The organism is Streptomyces sp. NPDC006365 (assembly GCF_042870755.1).
GTDB classification, from domain to species: domain Bacteria; phylum Actinomycetota; class Actinomycetes; order Streptomycetales; family Streptomycetaceae; genus Streptomyces; species Streptomyces xiangluensis.
In genome coordinates this window covers 342,543-368,432 of sequence record NZ_JBIAHS010000008.1, presented here as the reverse complement: position 1 = coordinate 368,432, position 25,890 = coordinate 342,543, and the positions used below count along the sequence as shown (strand labels likewise).

The window sequence follows — 25,890 nt, the reverse complement described above, 5'->3', positions numbered from 1 at the left end:
GCGCTTGCCCAGTAACCTACGTTCCCTGTTGCGTAGGAGAGTGCTGTGCTGACTGTGACCTCTGTGAATGTGAACGGCCTTCGGGCTGCCGCCAAGAAGGGCTTTGTGGAGTGGCTCGCGGGCACCTCCGCCGACGTGCTGTGTCTTCAGGAGGTGCGGGCCGAGCCGCCGCAGTTGCCCGAGGGAATCCGGCAGCCCGACGGGTGGCATGTCGTGCACGCGCCCGCCGCCGCCAAGGGGCGTGCGGGAGTCTCCATCTATACGCGGCGGGAGCCCGACCGCATCCAAGTCGGCTTCGGATCCGCCGAGTTCGACGGCAGTGGGCGGTATGTCGAGGTCGACCTGCCCGGGGTCACGGTCGCCTCCCTCTATCTGCCCTCCGGCGAGGTCGGGACCGAGCGGCAGGACGAGAAGGTCCGGTTCATGGGGGAGTTCCTGGCCTATCTGAAGGCGCTCAAGGAGCGAGCCGCCGCCGACGGCCGTGAGGTCGTCGTCTGCGGCGACTGGAACATCGCCCATCAGGAGGCCGACCTCAAGAACTGGCGCGGCAACAGGAAGAACTCGGGATTCCTGCCGGAGGAGCGCGAGTGGCTCACGGCGGTCTTCGACGAAACGGAGGGCGGGTACGTCGATGTCGTACGGGCCCTGCATCCGGACGTCGAAGGGCCGTACACGTGGTGGTCCTACCGTGGGCAGGCTTTTGATCGGGACACCGGCTGGCGCATCGACTATCACGTCGCGACGACAAGGCTCGCGGCCAAGGCCGCGAAGGGGTATGTGGAGCGGGCGGCCACGCATGGCGAGCGGTGGTCGGATCATGCGCCGGTGACCGTCGTCTACAACCTCTAGGTCCTCGGGGGTTTTCGAGGCCGTGTCCCGGCCTCCCGCACCCGCCGGTCCAACGCCATCGACAGTTCCGCCTCCACCACGCTCTTCGCCAGCGGCCGCAAGCGCTCGAGATCGGCCGGTTGGGCGCCACGGGCGAGGGCGAGGTCGGTGAACAACTCGGCCAGGGCGTCCGCGTGTTCGCGTACGCGGCGGCCGGTCCGAAGTACGTCCGCGAGGGGGATGCCCTCGCGTACCAGGGCCGCCGAGACGTCCAGCAGGCGGCGGCTGATGTGGACGAGGTCGGTGCCGTCCGTGGCGAGGTAGCCGAGGTCGAGGGCGGCGGCGAGGTTCTCGGAGGTGGCCTGGTCGCCGAAGGCGTCGGCCAGTTCCTCGGGGGAGAGGCGGACCGGGACCTCCTCGGTGGGGGCGCCCAGGCCGAGCAGTTCACCGACGTCCCGGCCGTGGTCGAAGGCCTCGGCCAGTTCGGCGATGCCGCTGAGGGTGTGGCCGCGTTCCAGGAGTGCCGAGATCGTGCGCAGGCGGGCCAGGTGGTCGTCGTCGTACCAGGCGATACGGCCCTCGCGGCGGGGCGGCGGAAGCAGCTTGCGCTCGCGGTAGAAGCGCAGGGTGCGCACCGTGATGCCGGCCTCCTCGGCCAGCTCCTCCACGCGGTACTCCCGCTTGCCGGGCTCGCGCATTCCGGGCCCGGACTTCCCCTGCCCCCGCTTTCCTGATCCCTCAGCCACGCAAGCAGCCTATGTTGTACCGCCAGTAACTTCTTCGGCCCGGACCCTACCCAGGAGTATGGCGTTCCCCTTACTCTCCCCATTGCGCCAGTGTTCACTGGCATGGTCGCGCTGGGCAGAGGCAGGAATGGACTAGGGAGGGGTCGGGATGACCGGACAGGAGCGCGACCGCGACGAGCACGCGGCCGAAGGTGTGCGGCATGTGCGCGTGGCGGTGGTCGGGTCCGGCTTCGGTGGGCTGGGGGCCGCCGTGCGGCTGCGGCGGGAAGGGATCACCGACTTCGTCGTACTCGAACGGGCCGGCAGTGTCGGCGGCACCTGGCGGGACAACAGCTATCCCGGCTGCGCCTGCGACGTACCGTCCCACCTGTACTCGTTCTCCTTCGCTCCCAACCCCGACTGGCCGCGCACCTTTTCGGGGCAGGAGCACATCCGCGCGTACCTGGAGCACGTGTCGGATGTCTTCCGGCTCCGCCCCCACCTCCGCTTCAATTCCGAGGTGAAGAGGATGACTTGGGACGGCGAGCGGCTGCGCTGGGAGATCGAGACCAGCAGCGGCAACCTCACCGCCGATGTCGTCGTCTCCGCCACCGGGCCGCTCTCCGAGCCCCGGATGCCGGACATCCCCGGGCTCGACACCTTCCCCGGCGCGGTCTTCCACTCGGCCCGCTGGGACCACGACTACGACCTGCGCGGCAAGCGGGTCGCGGTGGTCGGTACGGGCGCCTCCGCCATCCAGATCGTGCCCGAGCTCCAGCCCCGGGTTTCCCGACTCACCCTGTTCCAGCGGACCCCGCCGTGGGTGCTGCCGCGCGTCGACCGGGCGATCAGCGGAGTCGAGCGCCTGCTGCACCGGCAGTTGCCCTTCACCGCGAAGGCCCGGCGCGGACTCCTGTGGGGCCTGAGGGAGTTGCAGGTCCAGGCGTTCACCAAGCACCCGGGGGAGCTGGGCCTGGTCGAGCAGTTCGCACGGCTGAACATGGCCCGAGCCATCAAGGACCCGGCGCTGCGGGCCAAGTTGACGCCCGGCTACCGCATCGGCTGCAAACGCATCCTGCTGTCCAGCGACTACTACCCGGCGCTCGCCAGGCCCAATGTGGACGTCGTCGCCTCCGGGCTCACGGAGATCCAGGGCAGCACCGTCGTCGCCGCCGACGGCAGCCGTACCGAGGCCGACGCGATCGTCTTCGGTACGGGCTTCCACGTGACCGACCTGCCGATCGCCGAGCGCGTCGTGGGCGCGGACGGCCGCACCCTCGCCGAGGCCTGGGCGACCGGCATGAAGTCGCTGCGCGGTGCGAGTGCGGCCGGCTTCCCCAACTGGATGTCGATCATCGGCCCGAACACGGGCCTCGGGAACTCCTCCATGATCCTCATGATCGAGTCCCAGCTGAACTACATGGCCGACTATCTGCGGCAGTTGGACGTCCTCGGCGGACGGGTCGCCCTCGACGCCCGCCCGACCGCCGTCAGCGCCTGGAACGACAGGGTCCAGGAGCGCATGAAGCGCACGGTGTGGAGCACGGGCGGCTGCACCAGCTGGTACCTCGACGCGAACGGCCGCAACACGACCATCTGGCCCGGTACGACGACGGAGTTCCGCAGCGCGACACGACGCGTCAACCTCGGGGAGTACGAAGTGCTCCGGGGACCCTGGACCCGTACCGACGACATCCAAGGCGAGCAGAAGGTGGAGGCCGGCGCGTGAGCCGACTGACGCATGTCAAGAGTGGTCCCTACTCCCCGCCCGCCCCCGTAAGGGAGTTGACCGCGGTCTCCGCCGACGGCGCACGGCTGCACGTGGAGGTGCACGGCCCCCTCGAAGACACCGCCGGGCCCGCCGTGGTGCTCGCGCACGGCTGGACCTGCTCGACCGCCTACTGGGCGGCGCAGATACGGGATCTCGCCGCCGACCACCGGGTCATCGCGTACGACCAGCGCGGGCACGGGCGGAGTCCCGCGCACGACACCTGCACCACGGACGCGCTCGCCGACGACCTGGAGGCCGTGCTCGCGGCCACCCTCGAGCCGGGCGAGAAGGCTGTGGTGGTGGGGCACTCCATGGGCGGGATGACGTTGATCGCCGCCTCTGGGCGGGCGGGTCTGAGGGAGCATGCGGCGGCCGTGCTGCTGTGCAGTACGGGCAGTTCGCGGCTGGTCGCCGAGTCGCTGGTGGTGCCGCTGCGGGCCGGGCGGCTGCGGGCCTGGCTCACCCGGCGCATCCTGGGGGCGCGGGCGCCGATGGGGCCGGTCACGCCGATCGCGCGGCGGATCCTCAAGTACGCGACGATGGGCCCCGGTTCGGCCCCGGAGATGGTCGAGGCGTGTGCGCGCATCGTGCACGCGTGTCCGCGCCGGGTGCGGTACGCCTGGTCGCACGTACTGGACGCACTCGAACTCGACGATGCCGTACGAGAGTTGACCATGCCGACGGCTGTGATCGTGGGCGCGGCAGACCGCATGACGCCCGTCGTCCACGCACGCGAACTGGCCGCCGCCCTGCCCGACTGTGCCGGCCTCACCGTGCTGCCCGGAATCGGGCACATGACCCCCATCGAGGCGCCCGAGCTGGTCAGCGGGCGGATCCGGGAACTCGCGTCCACCTATGTGCGGGCCGAGTTGAAGGAGGGCGCATGAGGAGCGGGACAAGCCTGGAGGGACAGGTCGCCGTCGTCACGGGAGCGGCGCGGGGCGTCGGCGAACTCCTCGCCCGCAAACTCTCCGCGCGCGGCGCGAAGGTCGCACTGGTGGGCCTGGAGCCGGAGGAGCTGAAGCGGGTCGCCGGGCGGCTGCACACCGAGGGCGGCCACTGGTACGCCGACGTCACCGACCACGAGGCGATGGTCCGGGTCGCGGCCGAGGTCGAGGAGCGGTTCGGGAAGGTCGACATCGTCGTCGCCAACGCGGGTGTCGCGACCGGCGGGACCTTCGTCGGCTCCGACCCCGAGGCCTGGCGCCGCGTCATCGAGGTCAACCTCATCGGCTCGGCGGTGACGGCCCGTGCCTTCCTGCCCGCCCTGCTCGCGAGCCGCGGCTATCTGCTGCAGATCGCCTCGCTCGCCGCGCTCACGCCCGCACCGATGATGACGGCGTACTGCGCGTCCAAGGCGGGCGTGGAGGCGTACGCGCACAGCCTGCGCACCGAGGTCGGCCACAAGGGCGTACGCGTCGGGGTCGGTTATCTGTCGTGGACCGACACCGACATGGTGCGCGGTGCCGATCAGGACGACGTGATGCGGGAGTTGAGGCAGCGGATGCCGTGGCCGGCAGGCAAGACCTATCCGCTGGGGCCCGCCGTCGACCGGATCGTGGCCGGCATCGAGCGGCGGTCGAGTCACGTGTACGGGCAGTGGTGGCTGCGCGGTGTGCAAGGTGTACGGGGCTATCTGCCGGGGGTCGTCGCGACGGTGGGGCGGCGGGAGATGAGACGGTTCGAGCCGCGGCTCGGGAAGGTCCGTACGGGGCTTGTCGGTGCTGGTGGGGCGGCCGATGAAGAGGCGCGCAGCACGGTGCGTAACCGTCCGTAACTGACCGAAATGCGCGCTTTGTCAGTCCGTGTGAATCTGGTCGAGGCCCCATCCCCTCACCCACACGGGAGTGAATCTCATGGGCATGAAGGACCAGTTCCAGGACAAGGCCGAGAAGCTTCAGCAGAACGCGAAGAAGAAGATGAGCGAGGGCCGGGACGAGAGTGAGCGCGGCCGGATGACGCCGGAGGAGCGTGCTCGCCGGATGACGCCGGAGGAGCGTGAGCGGGCTCAGCACGAGGATGCCCGGCGCCGTCGGCAGGAGCAGCAGCGTGGGCGTCAGGAGCAGGATCCGACGCGGCGGGCGCAGCAGGAGGAGCAGGACCGGCTCGATCAGGACTACGACATCTGATCGCTGAGCCTGTGAGCAGCAGTAACCTGTGAGCAGCAGTGAGGGGCGCCCTCCACGGAGGGCGCCCCTCACGCGGTCACGCGGTGCCCCTGGGAGGCAGATTCGGGCGGGTGCGGTCCGGAACGTGGTGGTGGTCGGGGGGAGTTGCCGCCGGGTGGTCGGTCAGTAGTTTCAGGGCCAGGTGGACCGCGTCGGCAAGCTGGGCGTGGCGGCCCTCCGCCCAGTCCAGCGGGGTGCGGAGTACGGGCAGGTCGGGGCTGACGCCGTGGTTCTCGATGGACCAGCCGTACGCGTCGAACCAGGCGGCGTTCATGGGAACCGTGATGACCGTGCCGTCGCCGAGACGGTGCCGGCCGGTCATGCCGACGACGCCGCCCCAGGTGCGCTGCCCCACCACCGGGCCGAGCTTGAGCAGTCTGAAGGCAGCCGTGATCATGTCGCCGTCCGAGGACGTCATTTCGTCGGCGAGAGCGACGACGGGACCGCGCGGGGCGTTGGAGGCGTACGACACCGACTGGGCGCCCCGCGTAACGTCCCAGCCCAGGATCGTGCGGGTGAGTTTCTCGACGACCAGCTCGCTGATGTGGCCGCCGGCGTTGCCGCGCACGTCGACGATCAGGGCGGGCCGGGACATCTCCATGCGCAGATCGCGGTTGAACTGGGCCCAGCCCGAGCCGCCCATGTCCGGGATGTGCAGATACCCGCACTTGCCGTGGCTCAACTCCCGTACGACATCCCGGCGTTTGGCCACCCAGTCCTGGTAGCGCAGGGGCCGCTCGTCGATCAACGGCACGACCGCGACCCGGCGCGCATGGCCCTCGCCGTCCAAATCAGAGGGGCCCGAAGGGCCTTCCTCAGAAGGGTGGTGGTGGGCGACGGGTTGGGAGAAGGTCAGCTCCACCGTTGTGCCGCCCGCCCCCGCGAGCAGCGGATACGGCCCGGCGACCGGATCGACCGGTCGTCCGTCGACGTGGGTGAGCACGGCGCCCTCGCGGATGCCCGTACCGGCCAGCGGTGAACGCGCCCTGGAGTCGGACGACTCGCCGGGCAGAATCCGCCTGACCGTCCAACTGCCGTCCTTACGTACGAAGTTGGCGCCCAGCAGGCCTTGTGCGCGCTGGTAGTGCGGCGGTCCTTCGTTACGGCGCGCGGGAGTGACGTACGCATGGGATGTGCCCAGCTCGCCCAGGACCTCGCGCAGCAGATCCGCGAACTCGTCGGGGGAGGCGACCCGTTCGACCAGCGGCCGGTACTGGTCGAGGACCGCGTCCCAGTCGATGCCGCACATCTTCGGCTCCCAGAAGTACGCGCGGATCAGGCGGCCCGCCTCCTCGTACGACTGCCGCCACTCGGCGGCCGGGTCGACGTGGTGCAGGATGCGGCGCGAGTCGATCCACACGGTCGTTTCGAGGTCGCCGGACTCGGTGGAGGGGACGGCCCGCAGATCGCCCTCGTCGACGACGACGAGTCGCGAGCCGTCGCCGCTGACCGCGAACCAGTCGAGGTGGTCGACGAGTTCGGACTTCTTCGCCTTGCTGATGTTGAAGTACTCCAGCGTGGGCCGCCCCGAGGTGTCGTCCGGGTTGACGAAGGTCTCGCCGAGCGCGCCGGAGATCGGCCAGCGCAGCCAGACCAGTCCGCCGCCCGCGACCGGGTACAGCGCCGAGTACTTGGAGGCGGGCACCGGGAAGGGCGTGACGCGGTTCGCCAGGCCTTCGGTCTCGACGGTGACCGCGGCACCGTCGCCGGTGTCGTCGGTGTCGTCTGCGATCACGTCCAGGCCGCCCGCGGCCGGGCGTCCCTCGGGGGTCAGCGCGAAGGGGGAGGGTGTCGCGGACGACAGGGGGACCAGATACGGGCGGCAGCCCAGCGGGAAGGACAGGTCGCCGGTGTGCACGTCGTACACCGGGTCGAAGCCGCGCCAGGACAGGAACGCGAGGAAGCGGCCGTCCCGCGTGAAGACCGGCCCCTCGTCCTCGAAGCGGCCACCCGTCACATCGACGATCGTGTGTGTTCCCGGCCCCTCGATCCGCGCGATCTTGATCTGCCGCAGGGACCGTCCGATGCCCGGGTGCGACCAGGTCAGCCAGGCGCCGTCGGGGGAGAAGGCGAGGTCGCGCACGGGCCCGTTGACGGACTGGATCAGCTCGGTGACCTCGCCGCCTTCGGGCTCCTCGGCCGTGTCGATGAGGAGCAGTCGCCCGTCGTGGGACGCGATCGCGAGCCGTTCCCCCTGCGGATCCGAGACGAGTTCCAGTACGCGGCCCAGCCGGCCGGAGGCGAGCCGCCGCGGGGCGCGGGCGCCGGTCGCGCCGGGCAGGTGCGCGATCTCGACGGCGTCCTCGCCCTCCGCGTCCGTCGCATACGCCAGCCTCCCGCTCGAGCCGAGCATCTCCGGCAGCCGTACGCGTACGCCCGGAGTGTCCGTGATGGTGCGCGCCGGGCCGTCGCGGTGCGTGAGCCAGTACAGGCTGCCGCGTACGACGACGGCACTGGCCCGGCCCGTCTCGTCCACGGAGATCCCGTCGACGTGCAGACCGGCCGGCACCTGGTACGGGCGGCGCCCGGCACGCGGCCCGCCCAGGCTCACATCGAGGCGGCGGGGTCCAGAGCCGGCGGACAGGTCGTCGACGATCCACAGCTCGCCCGCGCACTGGTAGACGACGCGGGTGCCGTCGCAGGATGCATGGCGGGCGTAGAAGGCGTCGTGGTCGGTGTGGCGGCGCAGGTCGGAGCCGTCGTGCAGGCAGGAGTAGAGGTTGCCGACGCCCTCGTGGTCGGAGAGGAAGGCGATACGGTCGCCGACGAACATGGGCGCGTCCAGATGCCCGTCGAGGTCGTCGAGGATGCGCTGCCCGTGCAGCCAGAGGCGTCCGGTGGCGCCGCCCCGGTAGCGCTTCCAGGAGGCGGGCTCGTGCGGGGGCGTGCCGGTGAGCAGCAGCGTCTTGTGCTCGCCGGCGACGTCGGCGACCGCGATGTGCGAGACCGGGCCCCAGGGGAGCTTGCCGCCGGGGGCGCCGCCCACCGGGAGCTTGTAGGCCCAGGTGAAGTGGGCGAAGGGCTCGCCGTGCGAGGCGACGGCGAGGATGTCGCCGTCGGGGGTCCAGCCGCAGACGCGGGTGTCGGGGTTGCCCCAGTAGGTGAGCCGCCGGGCGGGTCCGCCGTCGACCGGGGCGAGGTGGATCTCCGGGTCGAGGCTGCGCCAGGTCGTGTACGCGATGTGTCGGCCGTCGGGTGAGAAGCGTGGGTGCCCGACCTTCGTACGGTCGACCGTGAGCCGCCAGGCCCGGCCGGGGCGGTCCAGGGGGGCCACCCAGAGGTCGTCCTCGGCCACGAAGCAGAGCCGGTCGCCGCTGAGGTGCGGGAAGCGCAGATAGCCGGGGGCGTCCGGTCCGGTCGGGTTTTCCTGCCTGTCGCTCACCTACCCATGCTTTGACGGGGGAGGGGGACCGGCAACTCGTGGCGAAAGTTGACGGGCGGGTGCGTGATTCAGGACACGTACGAAACGGTTTCGTTTCGCAGGCTCTCGAGGTATCTTCATGGGTGTACGAAACCGTTTCGTTCGGCAGTGTGGTCCGCAGGCGCGCATGCGTGGGTCTGTAGCCTGGCGCTCCGAGCGTTGGAGCAGGAGAGGTGAGTGCGATGACTGAAGCCGCGACGGTGCGCCGCAGTCGGATCACGCCCGAGCGTGAGGCCGAGCTGTACGGGGCCGTGCTCGACCTGCTCCGGGAAGTCGGCTACGACGCCCTGACCATGGACGCCGTGGCCGCCCGCACCCGGTCCAGCAAGGCGACGCTCTACCGCCAGTGGGGCGGCAAGCCCGAGCTGGTGGTCAAGGCGCTCCGGCATCACAAGCGGATCGACCCGGCCGATATCGACACCGGGTCCCTGCGGGGCGACTTCCATGCCATGGCGCTGCGTGAGGACGACTGCTCCATGGAGCAGGACACCGCGCTGATGCGGAGCCTGGTCATGGCGGTCCACAGCAACCCGGAACTCCTCAAGGCGTTCCGGGAATGGCTCATCGAGCCCGAGGTGGCAGAGATTCGCAAGGTGTTGCAGCGTGCCGTCGACCGGGGTGAGATCCATGCGGACAACCCCGCGATGGACTACGTGCTGCACATGTTGCTCGGCGCCTTCATCGCCCGGAACATGATCGACGAACTGCCGCCGACCCAGGCGTACCTCATTTCGTACTTCGACGCCGTGGTCCTCCCCGCTCTCGGCGTCTGACCCTCAACCACCTTCCAGAGTCACCCATTTGCACCTGACGCGACCGCTCACGTCGTCGGGCTGATCTCCCCTGCCCTGTACCACCCCACGACCTGACCGGGAGTACTCCCTCGTGGCCACGTTCCTCTACAAACTCGGCCGGCTCGCCTTCCGGCGACGGCACTTCGTCGCCCTGATATGGGTGGCGCTGCTGACGCTCGCGGGTGTCGGCGCCGCCTCCGCGCCCGCGCCGGGCGCCACCTCCTTCTCCATCCCCGGCACCGAGGCGCAGAAGGCCTTCGACCTGCTGGAGCAGCGTTTCCCCGGCGCCAGCGCCGACGGAGGGACCGGGCGCATCGTCTTCAAGGCGCCCGAGGGCCAGAAGATGACGGACGCCGACAACAAGGCGACCGTCGAGAAGACCGTCAAGGAACTGGGCGACGGTTCCGAAGTCGTCTCCGTCACCGACCCGTTCACGACGAACGCCGTGAGCAAGGACGGCACGGTCGCCTACACGTCGGTGAGGTACGACGCCCCCGGCATGGAGCTGAAGGACTCGACCCGGGACGCCCTCGAGGCGGCCGCGGACGAGGCGCAGGCCACCGGGCTGACCGTCGACGTCGGAGGTGACGCCCTGCAGGCCGCGGCCGAGCCGGGGGCGATCGGAGAGGTCATCGGTCTCGCCATCGCCGCCGTCGTCCTCGTCCTCACCCTGGGCTCGCTGGTCGCGGCCGGACTGCCGCTGCTGACCGCGATCATCGGCGTCGGTATCGGCGTCTCCACCATCACCGCCCTCGCCAACGCGCTCGACCTCGGCGACACCACCTCCACACTCGCGTTGATGATCGGCCTCGCGGTCGGTATCGACTACGCGCTGTTCATCGTCTCCCGCTACCGGGGCGAGCTGGCCGACGGCCGTGACCGCGAGGAGGCGGCAGGCCGGGCCACCGGCACCGCCGGCTCGGCGGTGGTCTTCGCGGGTCTCACGGTCGTGATCGCCCTGGCGGGCCTGTCGGTCGTCGGCGTCCCGATGCTGACCAAGATGGGCCTCGCGGCTGCGGGCACGGTCGTGGTGGCCGTCCTCATCGCGCTGACCATGATCCCGGCGCTGCTCGGGTACGCGGGCAAGAAGGTCCGGCCGACGGGCGAGAAGCGCAAGCGGCGTGGCGTCGAGAAGTCCGAGGCGCAGGCCAAGCCCGGAATGGGCACCCGCTGGGCGAGCTTCGTCATCCGCCGTCCGGTCGCCGTGCTGCTGCTCGGCGTGGTCGGCCTGGGTGCCATCGCCGTCCCGGCCACCCAGCTGGAGCTGGGCCTGCCCGACGACGGCTCGCAGCCGACGTCCACCACGCAGCGCCGGGCGTACGACCTGCTGTCCGAGGGCTTCGGCCCCGGCTTCAACGGCCCCCTGATGATCGTGGTCGACGCCAAGGACAGCGACGACCCCAAGGCGGCGGCCACCACGGTCACCGACGGGATCAAGGGTCTCAAGGACGTCGCCACGGTGACCCCGGCGGCGTTCAACAAAGCCGGCGACACAGCGACGATCACCGTGATCCCGGACTCCAAGCCGTCCTCGGTACAGACCGAGGACCTGGTGCACGCCATCCGTGACCAGGGCACCGACGTCGAGGCCGACACGGACGCGAGGGTCCTGGTCACCGGCACCACCGCGATGAACATCGACTTCTCGCAGAAGCTCACCGACGCGCTGGTCCCGTATCTGGCCCTGGTGGTCGGCCTCGCCTTCCTGCTCCTGATCGTGGTCTTCCGCTCCATCCTGGTCCCGCTGAAGGCGGCCCTCGGCTTCCTGCTCAGCGTGCTCGCCGCGCTCGGTGCAGTGGTCGCGGTCTTCCAGTGGGGCTGGCTCGGCGGCCTGATCGGCGTCGAGGAGACCGGTCCGATCATGTCCATGATGCCGATCTTCATGGTGGGCGTGGTCTTCGGTCTCGCGATGGACTACGAGGTGTTCCTCGTGACCCGCATGCGGGAGGCGCACGTCCACGGCGAGTCGCCGAGCCAGGCCATCGTGACCGGCTTCCGGCACAGTGCCCGGGTCGTGGCCGCCGCCGCGGTCATCATGATGGCCGTCTTCGGCGGCTTCATCAGCTCCAGCGAGTCGATGATCAAGATGATCGGCTTCGGCCTCGCGATCGCCGTCTTCTTCGACGCGTTCGTGGTCCGCATGGCCGTCGTCCCGGCGGTGCTCGCCCTGCTCGGCAAGAAGGCCTGGTGGCTCCCGAAGTGGCTGGACCGCGCGCTCCCGAACGTCGACGTCGAGGGCGAGGGGCTCCGCGCCCACGACGCCGACGGTCCGAAGGACCCGGACGAGGAACGGGAGTTGGTACGGGTCTGAGATTACGGCGCTGAGGCTACGGGTCTGAAGCCTCGCCTGAACGGACAGGGCGCCCCACGCGTTGGTGGGGCGCCCTGTCGCTTGCGCGTCGTGAGCCGTGGTCCGTCTGCCGACCACTCGCTTGATACCCGTTCTGCAGCGCTACTGCCTTGGAACGGGCCGGGACGGCGTGGTGCACGGACGCGCCTGGGCGCACAAGGGCGCGTTAGGGTTCTGCGCATCCATCGGGAAGGCTCCTGCTTCCTGGTGGTCAGGCCCTCGATCGGGGTTGCAGTCCTGGACGGGGGCCGTCGCATGTGTGCGGTTGTTTGCGGCGAGCATATGCCCGTCAACCAGTCGAAAATCCCGCCGAGTTGGCGGTTGTCATCCTTGTGGGCGACCGGCCTCGCGCTGCTGACGCGGGAAGTGCCCGGCGCGCACCCCAAGCGGAGAACTCGGTCGCATGCCCCGTACGTGCGCCGCTAGCGTGCCGTGCATGACCGCCGCTGAAGAACAGAACGCCGCGCATCCCCGTTTCGCCGAGGCCCTGCGTGAGCTGGGACTCGATGACCTGCCACAGCAGATCCGCCGCTTTCCGGACGCGACCCGTACCGCCGCCGAGGCCGCCGCGGCGGTCGGGTGCGAGTTGAGTCAGATCTGCAAGTCGTTGATCTTCGCGGCGGACGGGGTGCCGGTCCTCGTGCTCATGGACGGGGCGTCCCGCGTGGACCTGGAGCTGGTCCGGAGGGAACTCGGCGCCGAGAAGGTCACGCGAGCCAGGGCGGATCTCGTGCGGGAGACGACGGGGTACGCGATCGGGGGCGTACCGCCCTTCGGGCACCGCACCAAGACCCGTGTCCTGGCGGACCGTTCGCTGCTCGACCACGACATCGTGTGGGCCGCCGCGGGCACTCCGTACACCGTCTTCCCCATGGACCCGAAGACCCTCATCGCGCACGCGGGCGCCGCACTGGTGGACGTACGTGAGCAGTCGGAGTGACTCCACTCGTCGCGTCAGCCGTCCTGCTCGGCGCCGTCACCCACGCGAGCTGGAACGCGATCGCGCACCAGATCACCGACAAGCTCGTCGGGTTCACACTGATCGCCGGCGGCGGGACGCTGATCGGGCTCGTCATGGTGCCTTGGCGCCCAGCGGCCGGGCCGGCCGCGCCTCGATGGAGGCGATCTGAGCGCGCAACCAGCCGATATGGGCGGCTTGGCCGCGTCGGGCATGCGCCCACAGGTCATGGGTGGCCTTGGTGCTCGTCCTGGGGTTCCCAGAGCTAGTCGCGCTGCCTCGCGCCGTGGAATCTGCGGTGCAGGTCGCGGACCTCCGTCACCAGTTCCGGGACCGGCCCCTCAACGACCACGCCGGGAGCGACCTCGTTGACTGACAGCGGGCGCACTGGAGGTGCCGGAACCCCCAACTCGCCAAGCCATGTGGCGAGCTGCTCGGAAGAGGCCACGTACACGATGCGGCCGAGACCAACCCAGGCGTGCGCAGCCGCGCACATCGGGCAGTGTTCGCCGGAGGTGTAGACGGTCGCGGCCTTCCGCTGCTCGGGCGTCAGGTGTGCGGCGGACCAGCGGGCCAGCTCGAACTCAGGGTGCCGGGTGTGGTCTCCGGAGGCCACCTCGTTGTGACCCTCAGCGAGCACCGAGCCGTCCGCGCCTACCAGCACCGAACCGAACGGCTCGTCCCCTTTCGCCAGCGCCTCGGCTGCCAGCTCCACACAGCGGCGCAGGTACGGCAGTTGGGCGTCCGTCGCCATGGCGTACGGTCCTCCTCACATCACGATCTTCGGGCGCAGCATATGTCCGTCTGTGGCGACCGGGAAGGTGCACCGGCGTGGGCATCACCGGCGCTCTGGGAGCGAACTAGGCTCGGACTGACTCCGAAGGCCGCCAGAGACCTCTAATGGCTGGGGGTACGGCGGTTGGAGGTCGAGGCGGGTCTTGGCGATGCCGTTGATGAGGCGGGGGCGGTACTGCACGATGGAGCTGCTGCAAGGTGAAGGCGGCCTACTGGTGCCTCAATACGTCCTTCGTGAGTTGGGTGACCTGGCCGACTTTACTCCCGTTGTATTGGATACGCTCAACCCAGCGTGAGCCATCGGATGCCCAGGCGGCTGACGTCCGATGCTTCCTCCCTGGTGATCGGCTCGCGCCCCGTCGCCTTGCGCAGGAAGCGAAGCTGACCCCATCCCAGCTCCTCCAGTGCCGCTGCCCCATCCGGACCGAGCAGAAGGTCTTGCACCAGATCTGCGGCCTCGGAAGTCAGCCAGGGCTCGCGCCCCAGGGCGTCCGCCAGGTCAAGGCCATGCACGGCGACCTCGACCACGCGCGTCAGCAGGAACTCCGACAGGAACATCGGATCGCCGTGCCGGGTGCGAACCACACGCCCTTCGGGCTCGGCCCGGCACAGTCGGTCCACCTGTTGCCAAGTGGTGTCGAAGTCGTCGGCGAGCGCGGCACTGCTGAGCTGTTCGGCCGCATGGTCTTGGGCCAGAGCGATCCGAGCCGCGTTGGTGTCCGGAGCGAAACGGTCGTCGGGCCGGTAGTACTCAACTGCCGAGACCTCGGCATGGGTTGGCGCCGGTGCGGCCAGCATGCCCGGCAGCCAGGCAATCACCACCCGGACATGAGCCAGCAAGTCGCTCACCGTCCACGGTGTACACCGCGTCGGCAGACGCCACTCGTCCGCCGAGACACCGGCCATCGCCCGCGCGAGTTGCCCGGCCTCGAGACGAAACGCTTCAACCACCCGCCCCTGATCCATGCCGATCAAGCTATCCGAACAGAACTGGTGCAGCTGATGAGGATCTCTGAAATCGGCCAGGGAGGCTCTTTCCTCCACTTCGTAGCGTCCTGGCGCGTGTGGGGAATGTGGGGAGTGAAGAGCGCGTGTGAGGGCCCAGTGACCCGAAGCCGCCGGCGCCGGCCTGGCGGCCGTCCAGACCGGCGGACGGGGCGACGTCACGCAGGGACGCCGAGCGGCGGGTGCTCGAGCACGCGGGGCTTGTACTCGACCAGCTGGATGCGGCCGTCGAAGGTGCGGTGCTCGATCATCTCGAGGGCAACGTCCGGATAGCCGTCGTAGATGCGTTCTTGGCCCGTGGCCCCGGTGATCACCGGGAACATCACGACCCGGAAGCGGTCGACGAGTCCGGCTCGTAGCAGGGACCGGCACAGGCTGAGGCTGCCGATCGTGCTGAGGAGCCCCGAGCCACTCGACTTCATGGCGCGGACCGCCTCGACGGCGTCGTCGCGGACGAGCGTGGAGTTGGCCCACGTCAGTGGCTCCTCGAGTGAGGAGGAGAACACCACCTTGGACGCTTGCGTGAGCTCGTCGACGGACGCCTCTTCTTCGGGCCTGAACTCGTCTTGGCCCTTCGGGACCTCGCCTGAGGCGAAGCCCGACATCAGGCGGTAGGTGTTCGCTCCCATCAGGTAGGTGGCCTCGGGTTGCTCGCCGAGCCATGCGAGGTACTCCGGGCCCTCGAGGCCCCAGAACCCGGGCCATCCCTCTCCCGATGCGTGGCCGTCGAGGGAGGTGATGAAGTCGACGAGAAGCTCCGACATGGCAGTGTCCTTTCCTTGGGTGTCACGAGCTTGGACCGGCCGGGAGCCACAAACTCATCGGCCGCGCTGTGGAGTAACGAGAAAACCCATGACGCTGCAGCCGATCAGGTCGGCGGAGCGGCACTGCTTCGGAGGGCCGGGAGCCCTACATGATTGCGCTATGCACTGGGAGAGCTCAGTCAAGCTCTACTCATGCAGCGGCCGCGCGCAGGCGCTTGCCCCGCCTGCCCGTCACGAACTTGACGGGGATCAGCACCGCCCACCACAGCTTCGCGCCCGTCGGAGAGATGAAGGCGAGCGGCACGGCGACGGCGAAGACCAGCACCGTCGACGCCAGATCGGCCACATCGTTGCGCGCGACAGGATCGGGCAATGCCGCACTACCCAGCCAAGGGCGCTTCCACATGGCGACCATCAGCGCGAGTTGTGTGGCCCCCATGGCCGCGACGGCGCCGGAGTACACGGCGACCGACCGCGACAGGTCCCCGTACTCGGCAAGCAAAGTGGTGGGAAAGGGCATCATGGCGATCAGCCCCAGGCTCAGCAGCCCGAGCTTGGTGACCGTCCCGTCCACCGCCCGCGCGTACCGGAAGATCTGGTGGTGCCCCCGCCAGAACGCTGCGATGACCACAAAGCTGAGGGCATACGCCCACACGTTGGGCATCACATCCCCCAGGGCTTGCTCGAAACGGGCGGGGTCCAGCCCGGAGGGCAGCGTGATGTCCAGCGCGAGCAGCGTCATCGCGATGGCGAACACGCCATCCGACAGCGCGAGGAGTCGGACGGCGCTCCCTTCGTCGTCCCGCACTCGCTGGTGGCCGGTCATAGCCCCCCACCCTAGGGTCAAATATCCTTGAATGCTCCGATTGATCCCTTGAGCGTATTGAGCCGCCCGCCGGACTTCGTAGCTGGTCGACGGCGTGGAGAGTCGGCACCCAATGTCCAGGTCTCCGGAATCCAGCTCGGGACTGGAGTGGCATTCGGCGCGGCTCTCCTGAAGTGACTTGTTGGCAACTACGGCAAGGCCGAAGCCCAGGCGTGGGATCGGGTCCACCCGCGGCTGACACACCGCTCGGCCTGGTGCCCGCTTCGGGATCTTCAGCACCGCGTGGTAGATGGGGCCGATCACCGTCGATGCGGCCATCGGCGCGGTGTTCTTCAAGGAGCGGTTCGGGGCGCCGAGGGTTGCGGCGGCGGCCTCCTCGTCGTGGGTATCGGGCTGATGCTGCACGCAGGGTGAGCCTGGCCGGGTCGGCTACGACGACTGCGAGGCCCTCACCGCCCGCACCAGCGCCTGCGCCCGCGGATCCGCCGTAACCGTCTTGCGGAAGCCGTTCGTCACATAGCCGAGCGCGATGCCCGACTCGGGGTCGGCGAAGCCGAGGGCGCCGCCTCGGCCCGGGTGGCCGAAGGAGCCGGGGGACAGGAAGGGTGAGGCCGAGCCGTGGAGCATGTAGCCGAGGCCGAAGCGGGTGTTGATCACCAGGATTCGGTCGGGGCCCGTGGATTCCTCCGTGCGGGCCGCTGCCAGCGTCTGCGACGTGAACAGGCTTGGTACGCCGTCCACCTCGCCGATCAGCGCGGCGTAGAAGCGGGCCAGGCCGTCCGCCGTCGCGATGCCGTTCGTCGCGGGGAGCGCCGCCGCGCGGTACGCCGGGTCGTTCTGGTCGGGGAACGGGGTGATCGCGGCGAAGGCCCGCCGGGTGAGGGAGGCGGGGTCCTCGTATGCCTCGGAGACCGTGCGCTTGGGGCGCGTACGCATGCCTCCGGCGTTCGCAGGTGTCTCGAGCCGGCCGACCCGGCCCACGCGGCCCGCCTCTCCGTCCGGCAGACCGATCCAGAGGTCCAGGCCCAGCGGGGCGGCGATCTCGGCGGCGGTCCACTCCCCGATTCCCCGGCCCGTCACCCGCCGCACCAGTTCACCGGTCAGCCAGCCGTACGTCAGCGCGTGATAGCCGTGGTCGGTGCCCGGCTCCCACACCGGGGCCTGCCGCGCCACGGCCTCGGCGCCCCGCAGCGGATCCAGCGCCTGAGCCGGAGTCAACGGCTGGTCCAGCACCGGCACTCCGGCCTGGTGCGACAGCACCTGCCGCACCAGCACCCGCTCCTTGCCCGCGGCCTTGAACTCGGGCCAGTACTCCGCCACCGGCGCGTCCAGGTCCAACTGCCCGCGCTGATGCAGGAGAAGGAGTACGGCCGCGGCGACCCCCTTCGTCGCCGAGCGCACGATCTGAGCGGTCCCGCGCTCCCAGCAGACGGAGGAATCCGCCACGTCCCGCAGCCCGCCCCACAGGTCGACGACCTTGCGCCCGTCCCGGTACACGACCACCGCCGCGCCCCGCTCCCCGAGCGCCGTGAAGTTGCGTACGAACGCATCCCCGACCGGCTCGAACCCCTCCGCCACCGTGCCGTTCACGTCCACGCCCGTACTCCCGTCCAGAAACAGCCGACAGTGGGGGGCAACAACCGCCCATCACCCGCGATTCCTAGCCCAGCAGGATCGTGACCTCGATATTGCCCCGCGTCGCGTTCGAGTACGGGCAGACCTCGTGCGCCGCGTCCACCAGCTTCGACGCGATGTCCGGGTCGAGGACGGGCAGCGAGACGCTGAGGGCGACCGCGAGTCCGTAGCCCCGCTGCTTGTTCGGCCCGATGCCGACCTTGGCGGCGACCGTGGAGCCGGTGAGGTCGAAGCCGGCCCGGCGGCCGACGAGGACCAGCGCGTTGTGGAAGCAGGCGCTGAACCCGGCCGCGAACAGCTGCTCCGGATTCGTGCCGTTGCCGTCGCCGCCGAGCGCGGGCGGCATCGCGACTTTCAGCTCGATCTGGCCGTCCTGGCTGGTGACGTAGCCCTCACGACCGCCGTGCGCGGTGGCCTCGGCGACGTACATGATCTTTGTTGGACGGGTGTCGACAACAGCGGTGCCTTCGGTCATGGTTGGCCTCCCCCGGAACGCCTGCGCACAAATACATCGTGCACAAGGTACTTGGCGGTAGCCGGCCCCTTGTTACCAGGGGGTAGAAACCGTGGGTAACGCGAGATCAGCCGGTACGGTCCGCCGCGGCCTCCGCCTTCTCCGCCAGCCGCCGCAACTCCTCGCGCAACCGCGCGACCTCCGGCCCGCCGAGCCCCGTCGCCCTGAGCAGTGCGCCCGGTACGCACTGCGCGCGCTCCTTCAGCCCCTCCCCGCGTCCCGTGGCCGCGACGAGCACCGACCGCTCGTCCCGCGCCGACCGCTCACGCCGGACCAGGCCCGCCGCCTCCAGCCGCTTCAGGAGCGGGGACACGGTGCCGTAGTCGAGCCGCAGGGCGGCCGCCAGCTCCTTGACCGGCGTCTCGCCGCGCTCCCACAGGACCAGCAGGACGAGGTACTGGGGGTAGGTGAGGCCGAGTTCGTCGAGCAGCGGGCGGTACGCGGCCGTCACCGCGCGGTGGGCGGAGTACAGCGCGAAGCACAACTGGTCGTCCAGGGAGAGCGAGCCCTCGTCGTTCGTCACGCGCCCATTGTTACGGAGCGCGGATCGAAGCCGAAGGGCAGCTCCAGGCGATGCTGCCGCATCAGCTCCTCGTCCGAGAGCAGTTCGCCCGTCTTCCCGTCCGCGGCGATCGCGCCATCGCTGAGGATCAGGGAGCGGGGGCACAGCTCGAGGGCGTACGGCAGGTCGTGGGTGACCATGAGGACGGTGACGTCCAACGAGCGCAGGATGTCGGCGAGTTCGCGCCGCGAGGCGGGGTCGAGGTTGGACGACGGCTCGTCGAGTACGAGGATCTCCGGCTCCATCGCGAGAACGGTCGCGACCGCCACCCGGCGCCGTTGGCCGAAGGATAGGTGGTGCGGGGGGCGGTCCGCGAAGGCCTCCATGCCGACCCGCTCCAGCGCCGTACGGACCCGCGCCTCCAGCTCCGGGCCCTTCAGCCCGGCCGCCGCGGGTCCGAAGGCCACGTCCTCGCGCACGGTCGGCATGAACAGCTGGTCGTCCGGGTCCTGGAAGACGATGCCGACCTTCCGCCGGATCTCGGCCATGTGCTCCTTGCCGACGGGCAGCCCGGCGACCGTCACGGTGCCGGTGCCGCCGGTCAGGATGCCGTTGAGGTGCAGCACGAGCGTGGTCTTCCCGGCGCCGTTCGGCCCGAGCAGCGCCACGCGTTCACGGCGCGCGATGGTGAAGTCGACGCCGAACAGCGCCTGGTGGCCGTCGGGGTACGCGAAGGCCAGTCCGGCCACTTCCAAAGAGGCAGTCACAGAGTCCATCCCAACACGCAGACGATGAGGGCGGCGAAGGGCAGGGCAAGGGCGTACGACCACTGCGCCCGGGACGCGGTCACTTCGTCGATGACCGGCATGGAACCGGCGTAACCCCGGCTCACCATGGCGAGATGCACTCGCTCCCCGCGCTCGTACGACCGGATGAACAGCGCGCCCGCCGACTTGGCGAGGACGCCCCAGGACCGTACGCCCCGGGCCTCGAAGCCGCGCGACTCGCGGGCGATGCGCATGCGCCGCATCTCGTCCGCGATGACGTCGCCGTACCGGATCATGAAGGAGGCGATCTGGACGAGAAGCGGGGGCAGCTTCAACCGCTGCAATCCCAGGAGGAGTTCGCGCAGTTCGGTGGTCGAGGCGAGCAGTACGGAGGCGGCGACGCCGAGGGTGCCCTTGGCCAGTACGTTCCACGCGCCCCACAAGCCGTTCACGCTCAGGGACATCCCGAGGACGTCCACGCGCTCGCCCTGCGCCACGAAGGGCATCAGTACCGCGAAGGTCACGAACGGCACCTCGATCAGGAGCCGCTTCAGCAGGAAGCCGGCCGGTACGCGGGCCGCGTGGGCGACGGTCGCGAGCAGCACGGCGTACAGCGCGAAGGCCCACATCGCCTCGCGCGGCGTCGACACGACGACGAGCACGAAGGCGAAGACGGCCGCGAGCTTGGTGTGCGGCGGCAGGGCGTGCACGGGTGAGTGCCCGTGCCGGTAGAGCTTGTGCGCGTGGCCTGCGCCCATGTCAGACGTTCTCGGGAACTGACGAGGGCGAGGTCTCGGACGTACGGCGCTTGCGTACGGCCCAGAAGACGCCCGTGCCCGCGACCACCGTGACGCCCACGCCGATCACGCCCGCGAGGCCGCCGGAGACACGGGAGTCGGTGATGCCCTCGATGCCGTAGTCGGCCAGCGGGGAGTCGGCGGCGGCGTGGTCCTCGGTCTTGGCGTCGATGCCCTTGTCGGCTGCGACCTTCTCCAGGCCGTCGGGGCTGGCGGAGGCGTAGAAGCTGACGAAGCCGGCGAGGACGAGGGAGGCGGCGAGGCCGGCGAGCCAGACCTTGCGGGGAGACCGGGCGGCGACCGGGGCGGGCTTGGCGGCCGGGGCGTCGACCAGTTCGCCGTTCACGCGGAGCTTCAGCGGGGCGGTCAGTCCGCGGGCGCCGTACACGAGGTCCGGTCGTACGGCGATGACGGCGCCGACCGTGAGCGCGGTGATCGTGGCCTCGCCGATGCCGATGAGGACGTGGACGCCGACCATCGCGGTCAGGACCTGCCCGATGGGTACGTCCGTGGTGCCGCCGATCGCGTAGACGAGCGTGAAGGCCGCGGCGGAGGCCGGCACGGAGAGGACGGCGGCGATGAACGCGGAGACGGTAATGGAGCGGCGCTTCCTGGGCAGGAGTCTTACGAGGCCGCGGAACACGGCGTACCCCACGACCGTCGTGACCACCGCCATGATCGTGATGTTCACGCCGAGCGCGGTGAGGCCGCCGTCCGCGAAGAGGATGCCCTGCATGAGGAGGACGACCGAGACGCAGAGGACCCCGGTGTAGGGGCCCACGAGTATCGCGGCCAGCGCGCCGCCGAGGAGGTGGCCGCTGGTGCCTGCGGCGACCGGGAAGTTCAGCATCTGCACGGCGAAGATGAACGCGGCGACCAGGCCCGCGAGCGGGGCGGTCCGCTCGTCGAGTTCGCGCCGGGCGCCGCGCAGGCTGACGGCCACGGCTCCGGCGGCGACGACTCCGGTGGCCAGGGAGACGGGGGCGTTGATGAATCCGTCGGGCACGTGCATGGATGGGCTCCGCTTCCGGGGTCCGGCCGGCTGGCTAACCGTTTGATGATAGTGCCTTGTTGCGAACAGCTTGCAAGAGCGAGATGTCCATCAATAGCTCAGGAGCGCAATTCGGAAAGTATGCGACATTGGATAGAAATCCACACAAAGGGTTCTCACAGGGGCCTCTGGACCCCCAGCGAAGGAGCGACCGATGTCCGCCGTCGAGCAGTACGCGCGCGCCCACATCGTCACGGACTCGGCGCAGGAAACGCCCGCCGTCCCGGTAGCCCTCCGCTACGACCCCGAGGCCGAGCCGCCCGAGGTGCACGTCACCCTTCCCGGACAGCACGAATGGGTTGTCGCCCGCGACCTCCTCGAACGGGGGCTGCGCACTCCGACCGCGTCCGGTGACATACGCATATGGCCGTGCGGCCGCGTCCAGACCGTGGTGGAGTTCCACTCGCCGGAGGGGGTGGCGGTGGTGCAGTTCGATGTGAAGGCCTTGATCCGCTTCTTGCGGCGTACGTACATGGCGGGGGCGCCGGTGGCTCGCAGGAGCTGAGCGGACCGGCCGAAGGCCGGTGCGAAACCGCGCCCCTGAAGGAGACCGCTGGCCTTCCTTCAGGGGCGCGGGACTGTGTCGATATGCGGCTCCGCCGCGTGGGCGCGACCAGCCACGACGGACCCGCAGCGTCGAACTGTGCTTTCCAGCGGAGCGCCTGAGCGCCTAGCTCCCCGCCTTCAACATCGCCGCCACGAGCGGCCCAGCGGCTTCGCCACCATGCCCGCCCTGCTGCACGACCCCCGCCGCGGCCAGGTCGCCCTTCCATGCCGTGAACCAGCCGTTGGGCTTCTTCTGGCCGTCGACCTCCGCGGAGCCGGTCTTCGCGCCGGAGTCCGGGCCGAGGCCGGCCATCGCCTCGGCCGCCGTTCCCGCCGCCGCCGTGTACTGCAGCAGCTCCTGCAACTGGGCCCGCGTGGAGGAGGACAGCGAACGGGGCGCCTTCGCCAACGTACGGTCGTCGACGTCCGGAGACACCAGGTAGGGCTGGCGGAAGGTGCCCGTCTTCGCCGTCGCGACGACCGACGCCATGTTCAGCGGGTTCATCCGGACCCCGCCCTGGCCGATCAGCGAGGCCGCCATCTGGGCGTCGGACTGCACCGGCACCGCGCCGTCGAAGCTGGACACCCCGATCGACCAGTCGTTCTTGCCGAGCCCGAAGACCTCCTGGGCCTGCTTCGTCAGATCGTCGTCGCTCAGCTCCTTTGCCTGGCTGATGAAGGCCGTGTTGCAGGAACGCGCGAAACTCGCCTTGAACGTGCCGCCCTTGATCTCGAACTTGTCGTCGTTCTGGAACTTCCAGCCGCCGTACGTGGAGAACTTGGGGCACGGGTGCTGCTTGTCGATCGACGCCAGCCCCTTGTCGATGAGCAGCGACGCCGAGATGATCTTCATCGTGGAACCGGGTGCCAGGGAGCCCTGGAAGGCGGTGTTGAAACCGCGGCCGGAGTTCGCGACGGCCAGGATCTCGCCCGTCGACGCCTTCGTCATGACCAACGACGCCTTGGGCTTCTTGGCCACCTGCTCCTCGGCGGTCGCCTGGAGGCTCGGGTTGAGGGTCGTACGGACCGTGCCGGGCGTCCCCTTGCTCAGTTCCAGCAGCGTCTTGTCGGGGGTTCCCTCGTCGTTCTCGGTCGCCTTGGCGGAATCGCCGGAGGAGCCCTTGCGGATCACCCGCAGCTCGATGCCCGCCTTGCCGCCGGCCTTCTTGCCGTACTTCTCGCGCAGGCCGTCAAGGACCGTCCCCAGGGAGGGGTACTTGGCCGCGGTCAGCTCCCCGCCGTCCCGGTCGAGCGCCTTGACCGGCGGTGTCCCGGCCTCCCCGGTGACCAGTCGGTCGCCGTCCTCCAGATCCGGGTGGACGACGGAGGACTGCCAGTCGACCAGCGGCTTTCCGTCCTCGGCCCGGCGGACGACGGTGAGCTGGGAGTCGTACGAGAGGGCCTTGGTCCGGCCGTTGTAGGAGACGGTGCCCTTCACGGAGAACGGCATCTTCGCGCCGGATCTGGTGCCGGGCGTGAGCGTCACGTCCTCGATGCGCGCCTCTTTGCCGTACCCGGTGAGCAGCGTGCGGGCCGCCGCCGTGTCGTTCGTGGTGGCGGCGGCCTTCGTGACGTCACCGCTCTGCCAGGCCGTGAGGAACGTTGTGGCCGCCGACTTGACCTCGGTCGCCGACAGCGGGCCGGTCTTCACGGCCGGCTTGCGTTCGGCGGCCGTCGACGCGCTGTCGTCGGCCGCCGCCCCACCGCCGTACACGGTGTAGACGCCGAACCCCGCCCCACCGACGACCACGGCGATCATCCCGCCGATGACGGCGGGCTTCGTCCTGCCGCGCTCGTTGGCGCGTCCCCTGTTCCCCACGGCTCCCGTTCCTCCGCTGTTGCCTCGGTGTTCCCACGTTCCACTTAGGGAACGAAGCCAACAGCCTAGGGTCCCGGTGTGACAGACGGGACCTCAGCCGGACGCTCGTAGCACGGCTGCGACAATCGGGCCCGCCGCGTCGCCGCCCCGGCCGCCCTCCTGGGTCATGGCCGCCGCCGCGATGTCGTCGCGGTAGCCGGTGAACCAGCTGTTGGACGTTTCCTGCCCGTCGACCTCCGCCGAACCGGTCTTCGCACCGATGCGGCCGCCGAGGTCCTTCATCGCCTTGGCCGCGGTGCCGCTGACCGCGGTGCGGTTCATCATCTCGCGAAGCTGCGCGACCGTACCCGCGTCCAGGCCCTTCGCGGTGGCCAGTTCACGGTCGTCGAGGCTCTGCGGCACGATCACCGGCTGCCGGAACGTGCCCGTCATCGCGGTCGCGGTGACTGAGGCAATGTTGAGCGGGTTCATCTGGACCTGGCCCTGGCCGAGCATGTTGGCCGCCGTGTCGGGGCCGCCGGAGGCCGGGACGGAGCCGTCGAAGGACGCGATGCCGGTCTTCCAGTCGTCCCGGCCGAGACCGAAGCGCTCCTGGGCCTCCTTCGTGAGCGAGTCGGCCTTCACCTCGTCCGCGTACTTCACGAACGCCGTGTTGCAGGAGCGCGCGAAGCTCTCCGAGAGGGTCGCGTTCTCGTTGGGGGTCATGCCCTCGATGTTCTTGAACGTCCGGCTCTGCCAGGTCGCTTCCGCCGGGCAGGGCGCGGGTCCGGTCGCGTTCGTGACGCCGTTGTCGATCAGCGTCGCCGCGGAGAGGATCTTCATGGTGGAGCCCGGCGCCAGCTTGCCCAGGAACGCCGCGTTGAACTCGTCGGTCCGGTGGTTGGCGACGGCCAGCACCTCGCCGGTGCTCGGCTTCACCGCGACCACCGACGACTCCGAATACTCCTTGACCGCCTTCTCCGCAGCGGCCTGCACGCCCGCGCTGAGCGTGGTGCGCAGCTTGCCCGGCTTGCCCTCCGCGAGCGTGAGCAGCGTCTTGTCGCCCGCGTTCTCGTCCGCGCTCCTGACCGCCAGCTCGACGCCCGGGGTGCCGCCCGCGGTGTCGCCGTACTTCTCCCGCAGCTGGTCCAGGATCGGCCCGAGCGAGGGGTACTTCTCCTTGGACAGCGCGGTGTCGTTCCGGTCCACCGCCTCGATCGGCGGGCTGGCCGCCTCGCCCGTGACCAGGGTGTCGCCCTCGTCCAGATCGGGGTGCAGGACGGTCGGCTTCCAGTCGACCAGCGCCCGTCCGGTGGTGTCCCCGCGTACGACGGTCAGCTCGCTCTTGTACGAAAGGGGCTTGCTTTTCCCCTCGTACGACACCGTGGCCGAGACCGAGAACGGCACCGTCTGGCCCGACGGCGTACCCGGCGTGATCTTGACGCCGGTCAGACGCGCCTCGGTGCGGTAGCCGGCGAGCAGCGGCTGGGCCACGCCCGCGTTGTTCGTGTGCCCGGCGGCCTTGGCCGCCTGGCCCTTCTCCCAGGCCGCGAAGAACTCCCCGCTGGTCTCCTTGACCTCGTCACTCGACGGCGGTCCGGTCTTCACGGTGTCGCCCCCGGCCGTGCTGCCTCCGGTGATTGCCGACACGATGTTGAACGCGCCGTACCCGGCTCCCCCGACCATCACCGCGAACACACCGCCCACGATGGCGGCCTTTGCCCCCTTGCGCATCGCGCGATCCCCCTCCCCATGGCCTTTCTGAACGCGTCCAGAAAGATGCTCATCTATCGCACTGTATGCGGGAGGTGGGACCGGTGTGGCTGGAGTTCCCGGATTGTTAAGCCGGGGGTGACCGGCAGCTGGCCGGTTCTC

Annotated in this window: 23 protein-coding genes and 2 pseudogenes; 11 read left to right on the top strand and 14 right to left on the bottom strand. The window is 69.9% G+C overall.

The features are described from left to right. Positions 1-45 precede the first annotated feature (45 nt). Positions 46-849: an exodeoxyribonuclease III gene (locus ACFYO0_RS23870; RefSeq protein WP_388679326.1), complete on the top strand. Its 804-nt coding sequence runs from the start codon at positions 46-48 to the stop codon at positions 847-849. On the opposite strand, the gene ACFYO0_RS23865 is transcribed toward ACFYO0_RS23870, so the two are convergent. Further along, positions 846-1,526 (bottom strand): MerR family transcriptional regulator, encoded by a 681-nt coding sequence (locus tag ACFYO0_RS23865; protein WP_388679496.1) that lies wholly within the window; start codon positions 1,524-1,526, stop codon positions 846-848. The genes ACFYO0_RS23870 and ACFYO0_RS23865 overlap by 4 nt on opposite strands. Positions 1,527-1,722: 196 nt before the next feature. Between ACFYO0_RS23865 and ACFYO0_RS23860 the strand changes: the two genes are divergently transcribed. The 4 genes from ACFYO0_RS23860 to ACFYO0_RS23845 all read left to right on the top strand — a co-directional run bounded on the left by ACFYO0_RS23860 (position 1,723) and on the right by ACFYO0_RS23845 (position 5,453). Next, positions 1,723-3,282 carry a flavin-containing monooxygenase gene (locus tag ACFYO0_RS23860; protein WP_388679324.1) on the top strand — a complete coding sequence of 520 codons (1,560 nt, stop codon included), beginning with the start codon at positions 1,723-1,725 and terminating at the stop codon, positions 3,280-3,282. Beyond that, positions 3,279-4,211, top strand: a complete 933-nt coding sequence (locus tag ACFYO0_RS23855; RefSeq protein WP_388679322.1) for an alpha/beta fold hydrolase — start codon at positions 3,279-3,281, stop codon at positions 4,209-4,211. The genes ACFYO0_RS23860 and ACFYO0_RS23855 overlap by 4 nt, the downstream gene beginning before the upstream one ends. Further along, entirely contained in the window at positions 4,208-5,101 is an 894-nt protein-coding gene (locus ACFYO0_RS23850) for an SDR family oxidoreductase (protein ID WP_388679319.1), read from the top strand. Before ACFYO0_RS23855 ends, ACFYO0_RS23850 begins: the two co-directional genes overlap by 4 nt. A 79-nt stretch (positions 5,102-5,180) precedes the next feature. Next, on the top strand, positions 5,181-5,453 hold the full coding sequence (locus tag ACFYO0_RS23845) for a hypothetical protein (RefSeq protein ID WP_388679316.1): 273 nt from the start codon (positions 5,181-5,183) through the stop codon (positions 5,451-5,453). A 76-nt stretch (positions 5,454-5,529) separates the two neighbouring features. On the opposite strand, the gene ACFYO0_RS23840 is transcribed toward ACFYO0_RS23845, so the two are convergent. Further along, the gene (locus tag ACFYO0_RS23840; protein WP_388679313.1) at positions 5,530-8,874 is read right to left on the bottom strand and encodes a S41 family peptidase; all 3,345 of its coding nucleotides are present in this window, start codon (positions 8,872-8,874) and stop codon (positions 5,530-5,532) included. Between the two features lie 221 nt (positions 8,875-9,095). Between ACFYO0_RS23840 and ACFYO0_RS23835 the strand changes: the two genes are divergently transcribed. From ACFYO0_RS23835 to ACFYO0_RS23820, 4 genes and pseudogenes are all read left to right on the top strand, one after another. Further along, a complete protein-coding gene (locus ACFYO0_RS23835; RefSeq protein WP_388679310.1) occupies positions 9,096-9,686 on the top strand; it encodes a TetR/AcrR family transcriptional regulator in 591 nt (196 codons plus the stop codon). A gap of 112 nt (positions 9,687-9,798) precedes the next feature. Next, the gene (locus ACFYO0_RS23830; RefSeq protein WP_388679308.1) at positions 9,799-12,018 is read left to right on the top strand and encodes an MMPL family transporter; all 2,220 of its coding nucleotides are present in this window, start codon (positions 9,799-9,801) and stop codon (positions 12,016-12,018) included. A gap of 442 nt (positions 12,019-12,460) precedes the next feature. Continuing rightward, a complete protein-coding gene (locus tag ACFYO0_RS23825; protein ID WP_388679305.1) occupies positions 12,461-12,997 on the top strand; it encodes a YbaK/EbsC family protein in 537 nt (178 codons plus the stop codon). Next, positions 12,994-13,176: pseudogene (locus ACFYO0_RS23820) on the top strand (EamA family transporter); the annotation flags it as partial. The gene ACFYO0_RS23825 and the pseudogene ACFYO0_RS23820, both read left to right, overlap by 4 nt. A gap of 104 nt (positions 13,177-13,280) precedes the next feature. Here ACFYO0_RS23820 and ACFYO0_RS23815 read toward each other — a convergent pair. The 4 genes from ACFYO0_RS23815 to ACFYO0_RS23800 all read right to left on the bottom strand — a co-directional run bounded on the left by ACFYO0_RS23815 (position 13,281) and on the right by ACFYO0_RS23800 (position 16,405). After that, the gene (locus ACFYO0_RS23815) at positions 13,281-13,769 is read right to left on the bottom strand and encodes a nucleoside deaminase (RefSeq protein ID WP_388679303.1); all 489 of its coding nucleotides are present in this window, start codon (positions 13,767-13,769) and stop codon (positions 13,281-13,283) included. A gap of 323 nt (positions 13,770-14,092) precedes the next feature. Next, the gene (locus tag ACFYO0_RS23810) at positions 14,093-14,854 is read right to left on the bottom strand and encodes a maleylpyruvate isomerase family mycothiol-dependent enzyme (RefSeq protein WP_388679300.1); all 762 of its coding nucleotides are present in this window, start codon (positions 14,852-14,854) and stop codon (positions 14,093-14,095) included. A 119-nt stretch (positions 14,855-14,973) separates the two neighbouring features. Continuing rightward, positions 14,974-15,579, bottom strand: coding sequence for a dihydrofolate reductase family protein (locus tag ACFYO0_RS23805; RefSeq protein ID WP_388679297.1), 606 nt, complete (start codon positions 15,577-15,579; stop codon positions 14,974-14,976). 190 nt (positions 15,580-15,769) lie between these two features. Then, a complete protein-coding gene (locus tag ACFYO0_RS23800) occupies positions 15,770-16,405 on the bottom strand; it encodes a TMEM175 family protein (protein ID WP_388679294.1) in 636 nt (211 codons plus the stop codon). A gap of 298 nt (positions 16,406-16,703) precedes the next feature. Between ACFYO0_RS23800 and ACFYO0_RS23795 the strand changes: the two are divergent. After that, a pseudogene (locus tag ACFYO0_RS23795) lies at positions 16,704-16,819 on the top strand (EamA family transporter); the annotation flags it as partial. A gap of 15 nt (positions 16,820-16,834) precedes the next feature. Here ACFYO0_RS23795 and ACFYO0_RS23790 read toward each other — a convergent pair. The 6 genes from ACFYO0_RS23790 to ACFYO0_RS23765 all read right to left on the bottom strand — a co-directional run bounded on the left by ACFYO0_RS23790 (position 16,835) and on the right by ACFYO0_RS23765 (position 21,632). Further along, entirely contained in the window at positions 16,835-18,001 is a 1,167-nt protein-coding gene (locus ACFYO0_RS23790) for a serine hydrolase domain-containing protein (RefSeq protein WP_388679291.1), read from the bottom strand. A gap of 64 nt (positions 18,002-18,065) precedes the next feature. Beyond that, positions 18,066-18,515 (bottom strand): organic hydroperoxide resistance protein, encoded by a 450-nt coding sequence (locus ACFYO0_RS23785; RefSeq protein WP_388679289.1) that lies wholly within the window; start codon positions 18,513-18,515, stop codon positions 18,066-18,068. A gap of 106 nt (positions 18,516-18,621) precedes the next feature. Next, a complete protein-coding gene (locus ACFYO0_RS23780) occupies positions 18,622-19,077 on the bottom strand; it encodes a MarR family winged helix-turn-helix transcriptional regulator (protein ID WP_388679287.1) in 456 nt (151 codons plus the stop codon). Then, the gene (locus tag ACFYO0_RS23775; protein WP_388679285.1) at positions 19,074-19,832 is read right to left on the bottom strand and encodes an energy-coupling factor ABC transporter ATP-binding protein; all 759 of its coding nucleotides are present in this window, start codon (positions 19,830-19,832) and stop codon (positions 19,074-19,076) included. The genes ACFYO0_RS23780 and ACFYO0_RS23775 overlap by 4 nt, the downstream gene beginning before the upstream one ends. Continuing rightward, positions 19,820-20,581, bottom strand: coding sequence for a cobalt ECF transporter T component CbiQ (gene cbiQ, locus ACFYO0_RS23770; protein WP_388679282.1), 762 nt, complete (start codon positions 20,579-20,581; stop codon positions 19,820-19,822). The genes ACFYO0_RS23775 and cbiQ overlap by 13 nt, the downstream gene beginning before the upstream one ends. Position 20,582: 1 nt before the next feature. After that, entirely contained in the window at positions 20,583-21,632 is a 1,050-nt protein-coding gene (locus tag ACFYO0_RS23765; protein ID WP_388679280.1) for an energy-coupling factor ABC transporter permease, read from the bottom strand. 193 nt (positions 21,633-21,825) lie between these two features. Here ACFYO0_RS23765 and ACFYO0_RS23760 point away from each other — a divergent pair, with 193 nt between their 5' ends. Next, positions 21,826-22,176 carry an SsgA family sporulation/cell division regulator gene (locus ACFYO0_RS23760; protein WP_388679277.1) on the top strand — a complete coding sequence of 117 codons (351 nt, stop codon included), beginning with the start codon at positions 21,826-21,828 and terminating at the stop codon, positions 22,174-22,176. A 165-nt stretch (positions 22,177-22,341) separates the two neighbouring features. Here the strand turns inward: ACFYO0_RS23760 and ACFYO0_RS23755 are convergent, their stop codons facing one another. Further along, positions 22,342-24,036, bottom strand: coding sequence for a penicillin-binding transpeptidase domain-containing protein (locus ACFYO0_RS23755; protein WP_388679274.1), 1,695 nt, complete (start codon positions 24,034-24,036; stop codon positions 22,342-22,344). Positions 24,037-24,129: 93 nt separating this feature from the next. Continuing rightward, the gene (locus tag ACFYO0_RS23750; protein WP_388679272.1) at positions 24,130-25,749 is read right to left on the bottom strand and encodes a penicillin-binding transpeptidase domain-containing protein; all 1,620 of its coding nucleotides are present in this window, start codon (positions 25,747-25,749) and stop codon (positions 24,130-24,132) included. Positions 25,750-25,890 lie beyond the last annotated feature (141 nt).